The sequence below is a fragment of the Mesorhizobium sp. M7A.F.Ca.CA.001.10.2.1 genome, from assembly GCF_003998575.1.
Classification (GTDB): Bacteria; Pseudomonadota; Alphaproteobacteria; order Rhizobiales; family Rhizobiaceae; genus Mesorhizobium.
The window spans coordinates 1-8,212 of sequence record NZ_RZQY01000242.1; the positions used below are offsets into that span (position 1 = coordinate 1).

An 8,212-nucleotide genomic window follows, 5' to 3' on the forward strand; every position below is an offset into this window, starting at 1 on the left:
GGCCATGGCGGCGTCATGGATCGCGTCGATGGGCTTGTCGCAGCGGCATTCGCCCTATACGTCATCGGCTGGATTTCGGCGAACGCCGATCATCCGGCGCAGGGTCTGTTTCCCGTTTGAGCGATGTCATTTCAGGGTCCTTTGCGCGGTGCGCCTTGGATTCGCCCGGATTGGTGTCACAGTCACGGCGCAGTCTGCGCCGTGGAAGAATTTGAGGGTTTGTCTTGAACGAGATTCTTCACGCGCTTTTCAGCACAGAAGGCTTTGTCCTCGGCACGCTGGTGCCATTCCTCTTCGTGCTGACCGTAGTCGTGTTCGTCCACGAAATGGGCCATTACCTTGTCGGGCGCTGGTGCGGCATCGGCGTCAGGGCCTTCTCGATCGGCTTCGGCCCGGAACTCTTCGGCTTCAACGACAGCCACGGCACGCGCTGGAAACTGTGTGCGATACCGCTTGGCGGCTATGTAAAATTCGTCGGCGACATGAACGCCACATCGAGCCAGCCCACGTCGGAAGAAATTGAAACGCTGACCGAGGACGAGCGCAAGGTCGCTTTTCACACTCAGCCGATCTGGAAGCGCGCGGCAACGGTGGTGGCCGGACCATTGTTCAATTTCCTGCTGACGATCGTCGTCTTTTCCGTGCTGTTCACCGCCTATGGCCGCTATGTCGCCGAGCCCATGGTGGCCGAGGTGACCGCCGACAGCCCGGCGGCGAAGGCCGGCATCCTTCCCGGCGACCGATTCGTCAGTGTCGACGGCAACAAGGTCGAAACCTTTGGCGACGTCCAGCGCCTGGTCTCGGGCCGTGCCGACGACGCAATCACCTTCGTCATGTTGCGCGACGGCCAGGAGGTCACTGTGACCGCGGCGCCGCGGCTGATGGAACAGGAAGACGCGCTCGGCAACAAGGTCAAGGTCGCCGTGATCGGTGTCGTCAACAACAAGGAACTCGGTCAGCCGAGGCTGATCACCTACACGCCGGTCGGAGCGGTCGCGGCGGCGGTCGAGGAAACCGGTCACGTCATCCAGCGCACCGGCCAGTTCCTGCAGCGCTTTGTTGTCGGGCGCGAAGACAAATGTCAGCTGGGCGGTCCGGTGAAGATCGCCGACATGGCGGGCAGGGCTGCGAAACTGGGATTCGAATGGCTGGTGCAGCTGGTTGCACTGCTATCCGTTGGCATCGGAATTCTGAACCTTTTGCCGATTCCCCCCCTCGACGGCGGTCACCTCTTGTTCTACGGGGTGGAGGCTGTCATTCGCCGTCCGGTGTCGGAACGGATGATGGAAATGGCCTATCGGGCCGGGTTGCTTCTGGTGCTGTGCTTCATGGGGTTCGTTTTTTGGAACGATCTGTTTGGGTGCTGAAATCATGAAGAAATTTGGCTTCTGCATGGACGATGTTGAGACGCCGTTTACCATGCAAGGGGATATGAGTGACGCGAAAGCCACGCCGCAGGGTTAAGTAAATACAAATTAACCAGAAGCCTTGCGTGTAGGGAAAATCCGGTTAATACGGTAGGGGAAATTACCGCACGTCCGGTTTTCTCGCCGTGGGGACTACGAGAAAAGGTTATTAAGCCCGATGAAGGCAGCATCCAAGTTTCTAAGCGCCGCGTCCGCGGTGACCCTGTCCGCGGCCATGGTCGTGCCAGGCGCGCTCGCAGTGCAGTTCGTTGCCACATCGGCGGCTGAAGCCGCTGTCGTCAGCAGAGTGGAAGTGAGCGGCAACCAGCGTATCGACGCTGAGACCATCCGCAATTACATCACCATCAAGCCGGGCAAGGCTTTCTCCAGTTCCGATATCGACGGTGCGGTCAAGGCACTGTTCGGAACTGGCCTGTTTTCGGACGTGCAGATCAACCAGGTCGGCTCGACGCTGGTGGTCAAGGTCGCCGAGTACCAGGTGGTCAACCAGGTGCTGTTCCAGAACAACAAGAAGCTCAAGGACAATGCACTTGCGGCGGCGGTGCAGCTGAAGCCGCGCGGAACGTTCTCGCAGGCGACGCTCGATGCCGACGTGGAATCGGTCAAGGCTGCATACAGGCGCATTGGTCGTGACGATGTGACCGTGACCACGCAGGTTATGCAGCTTGGCGACAATCGCGTAAACGTTGTCTTCAACATCGTTGAAGGCGATCGCACGCAGATCGCGGCGGTCAATTTCGTCGGCAACAGTGCCTATTCCAGCCGCCGCCTGGCGGATATCATCAATACCAAGCGCTCGTCCTGGCTTTCCTTCGTCCTGCGCGACGACGTCTATGACGATGACAAGCTGCGCGCGGACGAGGAGCTGCTGCGCCGCTTCTACTACAATCACGGCTATGCCGACTTCCAGGTCGTGTCTGCTGTCGGCGAGCTCGACAGCGCGACGAACAAGTACACGGTCACCATCACCGTCCAGGAAGGCGACCGCTACACGTTCGGTGATGTCAGCGTCGAGAGCTCGATCCCTGAAGTCGACGGCAAGTCGCTGGAATCGGTGATCGAGACCCATAAGGGTGACGTCTACAACGCCAAGAACGTCGAGGATTCCATCATCGCGCTGACCGAGAAGGTGGCCGGTTCCGGCTATGCCTTCGCGCAGGTCACGCCGCGCGGCGACCGGAATTTCGAGAACCACACCATTTCGGTCGTCTACACGATCGACCAGGGCACCAAGGCCTATATCGAGCGCATCGAGATCCGCGGCAACGATCGCACGCGTGACTATGTCATTCGCCGCGAGTTCGATGTCAGCGAAGGCGACGCCTTCAACCAGGTGCTCATCCAGCGCGCGAAGAAGCGCCTGGAAAACCTGAATTACTTTGAGAAAGTCGACATCTCGACCGTGCCGGGCTCGCAGCCTGACCAGGTCGTTCTGGTGGTCGATGTGGTCGAGAAATCGACCGGCGAGTTCTCGGTGGGCGCTGGTTATTCGACCGGTGGCGACACGGCCGGTCCGTCGGTCGAAGGATCGGTGACCGAGCGCAACTTCCTCGGTCGTGGCCAGTTCATCAAGCTGTCGGCGGGCGGCGGCAAGAATTCACGCGACTACAGCCTGTCCTTCACCGAGCCTTATTTCCTCGGACGGCGCATCGCCGCCGGCTTCGACATCTTCAAGTCGACCAGGGAATACGACAACTACGACAGCGATACCACGGGTGCGACGGTGCGCTTCGGTCTGCCGATCACCGACAGCATCTCGACCCAGTTGGCGTACAACATCTCGCAAGAGAAATATGAGCTGGATGACAGCTGCGATGCAAATGGCGACGGGGTTCCTGATCCCGGTTGCAGTGTTTCCACGGCTATCCTGGACGGCATCGAACAAAGCCCTTGGATCAAGTCGTCGGTCAGCCTCGGGCTGGTCTACAACACCATCGACGATATGAAGAGCCCGCACGAGGGTATCTATGCCACCACGACCGTGGAAGTCGCAGGCCTCGGTGGTGATGCCAAGTTCGTGAAAGTCACGGGCCGCGGCAGCATCTACCAGACGCTGTCGGAGCAGTACGACCTGGTCGGGCTCATTTCAGGTGGCGCTGGCCATGTTGAAGGATACGGCAGCGATGGTCTGCGGATTTTCGATCAGTTCCAGAGCACCGATCGCATGATCCGTGGCTTCGCCTATGGCGGCATCGGTCCTGTCGATACTGCTACTGGCGACCATCTCGGCGGCACGACCTATTTCAATGCGTCGGCAGAGGCCCAGTTCCCGCTCCCGGTCATTCCGGAGAGCTTTGGCTTGCGTGGCGCGGTCTTCGCGGACGCGGCAACGCTCTATGGAAGCAAGGTCGACACCGCTGGCGTCACTCAGGACTCGGTCGGCATGAAGTTGCGTGCCTCGGTCGGCCTCGGCCTGATGTGGGCATCGCCATTCGGTCCGATCCGTATCGACTATGCGATCCCGGTCAAGAAGGAAGCGCGCGACGACGTGCAGGAATTCAACTTCGGCATATCGACCCGCTTCTGATCGGCGGCCAACGATGCTCCCGGGTCCTCAGGGTCCGGGAGAAATGTTCCGACCTAGCTGGATATAGCTTCTGGAATGACCGATCCGGTGTTCTTCGCGCCATCACGCCGGTATACGGCGGGCGAAGTCGCGAATCTGACCGGCTCGGTGCTCGTCGATTCCGGCCACTCCGATATTTCGATCGAAGCACTCGCGCCTGCCAGCGAGGGCGGCGAGAATGCGCTCGTCTTTGTCGATGGCAAGCGTAATTCCGCGCTGATGCCGTCGCTGCGGGCAGCCGCGGTCCTGTGCCCGGCGGAATTTGCCGGCAAGGCGCCGGCAAGCGTTGCCGTTCTCATTCATCCGCGTCCGCAACAGGCCTTCGCGCTGATCGGGCGTCTGCTGTTTCCGAGGGCGGCGACACCAGGGCCAATGACCAGTGAAACCGGCGTCTCGCCGCACGCTCATGTCGATGCGACCGCGCATGTCGAAGCCGGTGCCGTCATCGAGGCCGGCGCGGTGATCGGGCCAGGTGCTTCGATCGGCAGCGGCACCGTCATCGCCCCAAATGCGGTTATTGGACAATCCTGCCAGATCGGCCGCGACGGCTATGTCGGTCCAGGAGCCAGCATCCAGTATGCCTTGATCGGCAATCGCGTCATCATTCATGGCGGCGCGAGGATAGGCCAGGATGGTTTTGGGTTCGTCGGCGGGGCCAAGGGTCCAGAACGCGTGCCGCAGATCGGCCGTGTCGTTATTCAGGATGATGTCGAGATCGGCTCCAACACCACCGTCGATCGCGGCGCCATGTCCGATACGATCATCGGCCAGGGCACCAAGATCGACAATCTCGTGCAGATCGCCCATAACGTCCGCATCGGCCGCAATTGCATAATAGCCGGGCTTTCGGGTATTTCGGGTTCTGTGGTCGTGGGTGACAATGTCACCATGGGCGGCGGCGTCGGGCTTGCGGATCACCTGACCATAGGGACAGGGGCCAAGCTTGCCGCAAGAAGTGGATTTATGAGCAATGTCCCTGCAGGCGAGATCTGGGGCGGCTATCCGGCACAGCCGATGGCGGAAGCCATGCGGGAGATAGCCATGCTGCGCAAGCTCGCCAGGACCCGCAAACAGGGCGAGGGAGGCAATGGCTGACATGATCGCGTCGACGACGCTGGAGGCAGTCGACATTATGGGGCTGATGAAGCTCCTGCCGCACCGCTATCCGTTCCTGATGATCGATCGTATCGTCGACATCGATGGCGACGAATCCGCCGTCGGCATCAAGAACGTGACCATAAACGAGCCGCATTTTCAGGGCCATTTCCCTGAGCAGCCGGTCATGCCGGGTGTGCTCATCGTCGAGGCGATGGCGCAGACGGCCGGCGCCATCTGTATCCGCAGCCTGGGTACCGAAAAGCCGTCGCTGGTCTATTTCCTGACCATCGACAACGCCAAATTCCGCAAACCGGTGGTTCCCGGCGACCAGTTGAAGATCCATGTCAAGAAAATCAAGAAACGCGGCAACCTGCTCAAATTCGCTTGTGAAGCCATGGTCGACGGCGCCAAGGCGGCCGAGGCCGAGATTTCAGCCATGATGGTCACCAGCGACTGACGATCGAGTGCTTATGAAAATCAAGACATCCATTCATGCGTCCTCCATTGTCGAGGAAGGCGCCCAAATCGGCCAAGGTGCACGCATCGGGCCGTTCTGCCATGTCGGTGCCGATGTGGTGATCGGCGACGACGTCGAACTGGTCAGTCATGTCTCGGTGATGGGCGCGACGTCGATCGGTGCCTCGACCAAGGTCTATCCGATGGCGACATTGGGCGCACCGCCGCAGAACACCAAGCACAAGGGCGGTCGCACCACCTTGGTCATCGGCAGGAACTGCACGATCCGCGAAGGCGTGACCATGCATCTCGGCACCGATTCCAGCCGCGGCGAGACGACGGTCGGCGACAATGGCAATTTCCTTGCCTACGCCCATATCGCCCATGATTGCGTCGTCGGCAACAATGCGACGTTCGCCAATGGTGCAACGCTGGGCGGCCACTGCGAGGTCGGCAACAATGTCTATATCGGCGGCCTGACCGCAGTGCATCAGTTTGTCCGCATCGGCGACAACGCCTTTCTCGGCGGCTGCTCCGCGATCGTCGGCGATGTCATCCCCTTTGCCATAGCGGTCGGCAACCGCGCCAGCCTACGCGGCCTCAACATCATCGGCCTCAAGCGCTCCGGCCTGCCAAGGTCCGAAATCCTTGTACTGCGCAAGGCTTACAGGATGATCTTCGATCGTTCCCGCACCGTTGGCGAGAACATCGAGTTCGCCAAGGCGGAGTTCGCGTCGTCGCCGACCGCCATGAAGATCATCGATTTCATCAGCAGTCGCGGCAAGCGGCATTATGCTGTGCCGTCGCTCAAGGGCGGCGATGGCGACGATGTCGATGACGAAGACTGAGACAGCGGCTGCGCGTCTTGATCTTCCGCCGGGCTCCAGGGTCGGCATCATTGCCGGCGGCGGCAGTCTGCCGGTCGAAGTCGCGGCCGGTTCGGCTGAACAAGGTTATCCGCCCTTCGTCATCCTGATGGAAGGCGAGGTCGACCGCATCGCGGAACTCTCCCGATACGATCACGAAAGCCTCGCTCTGGAAGGTATAGGCTCGCTCGTCCCTTTGCTGCGGCGGCACCGGATCACCCATCTGGTGCTTGCAGGCGAGATCAAGCGCCGGCCGCGATTGCTTGCGCTGCGCCCCAGTCTCAGCCTGCTCGCGGTGATTCCTTTGGTCGTCATGGCGCTCGCGCGTGGCGACGATGGTCTTCTGAAGGTCTTGGCACGAGGCCTCGAAGCGCGCGGAGTAAAGGTCGTTGGCGCCCACGAAGTAGTGCCGAATCTTGTCGCCGCCGAAGGCGTGCTGACCAAGGCCGAACCGCGAAAATTGGACTGGCGCGATATTGAGGCAGGCCTTGCGGCAGCAAAGGCCATCGGGGCGCTGGATGTCGGCCAGGCGGCGATCGCGGTTGGCGGCCGGGCAATCGCGCTGGAAGGCATCGAAGGAACAGCCGGCCTGCTTGATCGTGCGAAGCTGCTGCGCGGCCACGGCCGTATTGCGGGCAAGACCCGCGGCGTCCTCGTCAAGTGCGCCAAGCCCGGTCAGGAACTGCGCGCCGATCTTCCATCCATCGGTCCGCAGACGGTCGAGGCAGCGCACGCGGCCGGACTCGCCGGCATTGCCGTCGAGGCGGGACGCTCGCTGATCCTCGAAGGTCCTGAAACCATCGCGCGCGCCAATGCACTTGGCCTGTTCGTCCTTGGCCTGCGTGCCGCCACGGAGCCGCGCAATGGCTGACAGGGCATTGAAGATCGCAATCGTTGCCGGAGAGGAGTCTGGCGACCTGCTCGGTGCCGACATAGTGCGCTCGCTCAGCCAGGCTGTGGGGCGCGAGGTGCAACTCGTCGGCCTCGGCGGCCGTCATTTGCAGGCGCTGGGACTGGTCTCGCCATTCGATGCCGGCGAGATCGCCCTGATGGGGTTCAGCGCCGTTCTACGCGACCTGCCGCGCCTGATGCGGCGGATCAGCCAACTGTCCAAGACCGTTGCCGACGAAAAGCCGGACTGCATGGTCACCATCGACAGTCCGGACTTTTCGTTGCGCGTCGCCAAAAAGGTGCGTGCGGCCAACCCGTCGATTCCGATCATCCACTATGTCTGCCCGAGCGTGTGGGCGTGGCGGCCGGGCAGGGCGGTGGCGATGAAGCCCTATGTCGACCACATCCTCTGCATCCTGCCGTTCGAGGTCAAGGAGCTCGAGCGGCTCGGCGGGCCACCGGGCACCTATGTCGGGCATCGCCTGACCCACGATGCGGGTTTGCTGGCCGCAGCCAAGGCGCAGGAACTACCGCGCGACCTTTCTCCTGATCGCGTCAAGACCCTGCTCGTCCTGCCCGGTTCGCGGCGTGGCGAGGTACGGCGGCTGCTCGACCCGTTCGGCGAGACGGTGTCGATTCTGCGTGCGCGTGGCCACCGCCTGCGGCTGCTGCTGCCGACCGTTCCGCATGTCGCCGAGCTCGTCAAATCCTCCGTCAACCGCTGGGATGAAAAGCCTGAGATCATCGTCGATTCCCAGCGCAAATGGCAGGCTTTCGGCAAAGCCGATGCGGCGCTGATCGCGTCCGGGACGGTATCGCTGGAACTGGCGCTGGCCGGCGTGCCGATGATTTCCTGCTACAGGCTCGACCCGGTCGCGCGGGTCTTGGCGCCGTACCTCGTTTCCGTC

At 61.6% G+C, this 8,212-nt stretch carries 7 protein-coding genes and 1 pseudogene; all 8 read left to right on the forward strand.

What is annotated here, in order from left to right; translation table 11 throughout:
- Positions 1-120: pseudogene (locus EN964_RS16925) on the forward strand (phosphatidate cytidylyltransferase); the annotation flags it as partial.
- Positions 121-224: 104 nt separating this feature from the next.
- Positions 225-1,367 carry an RIP metalloprotease RseP gene (gene rseP / locus EN964_RS16930; protein WP_127273216.1) on the forward strand — a complete coding sequence of 381 codons (1,143 nt, stop codon included), beginning with the start codon at positions 225-227 and terminating at the stop codon, positions 1,365-1,367.
- Positions 1,368-1,584: 217 nt separating this feature from the next.
- Entirely contained in the window at positions 1,585-3,954 is a 2,370-nt protein-coding gene (bamA, locus tag EN964_RS16935; protein ID WP_127268628.1) for an outer membrane protein assembly factor BamA, read from the forward strand.
- A gap of 75 nt (positions 3,955-4,029) precedes the next feature.
- Complete coding sequence (gene lpxD, locus EN964_RS16940) at positions 4,030-5,088, forward strand: UDP-3-O-(3-hydroxymyristoyl)glucosamine N-acyltransferase (protein ID WP_027036658.1); 1,059 nt, start codon at positions 4,030-4,032, stop codon at positions 5,086-5,088.
- Complete coding sequence (gene fabZ, locus EN964_RS16945; RefSeq protein WP_127268627.1) at positions 5,081-5,548, forward strand: 3-hydroxyacyl-ACP dehydratase FabZ; 468 nt, start codon at positions 5,081-5,083, stop codon at positions 5,546-5,548. The genes lpxD and fabZ overlap by 8 nt, the downstream gene beginning before the upstream one ends.
- Positions 5,549-5,561: 13 nt before the next feature.
- On the forward strand, positions 5,562-6,395 hold the full coding sequence (lpxA, locus tag EN964_RS16950) for an acyl-ACP--UDP-N-acetylglucosamine O-acyltransferase (protein ID WP_127268626.1): 834 nt from the start codon (positions 5,562-5,564) through the stop codon (positions 6,393-6,395).
- Entirely contained in the window at positions 6,367-7,284 is a 918-nt protein-coding gene (locus EN964_RS16955; RefSeq protein WP_127268625.1) for an LpxI family protein, read from the forward strand. The genes lpxA and EN964_RS16955 overlap by 29 nt, the downstream gene beginning before the upstream one ends.
- Positions 7,277-8,212: lipid-A-disaccharide synthase (gene lpxB, locus EN964_RS16960; RefSeq protein ID WP_127276553.1), on the forward strand; the 936-nt coding region annotated here is incomplete at its 3' end. The genes EN964_RS16955 and lpxB, both read left to right, overlap by 8 nt.

What these genes read in the sequence shown, in the direction of transcription:
- fabZ (WP_127268627.1), top strand. Translation starts at nt 5,081, where the DNA reads ATGGCTGACATGATCGCGTCGACGACGCTGGAGGCAGTCGACATTATG.
- bamA (WP_127268628.1), top strand. Translation starts at nt 1,585, where the DNA reads ATGAAGGCAGCATCCAAGTTTCTAAGCGCCGCGTCCGCGGTGACCCTG.
- EN964_RS16955 (WP_127268625.1), top strand. Translation starts at nt 6,367, where the DNA reads ATGGCGACGATGTCGATGACGAAGACTGAGACAGCGGCTGCGCGTCTT.
- lpxA (WP_127268626.1), top strand. Translation starts at nt 5,562, where the DNA reads ATGAAAATCAAGACATCCATTCATGCGTCCTCCATTGTCGAGGAAGGC.
- lpxD (WP_027036658.1), top strand. Translation starts at nt 4,030, where the DNA reads ATGACCGATCCGGTGTTCTTCGCGCCATCACGCCGGTATACGGCGGGC.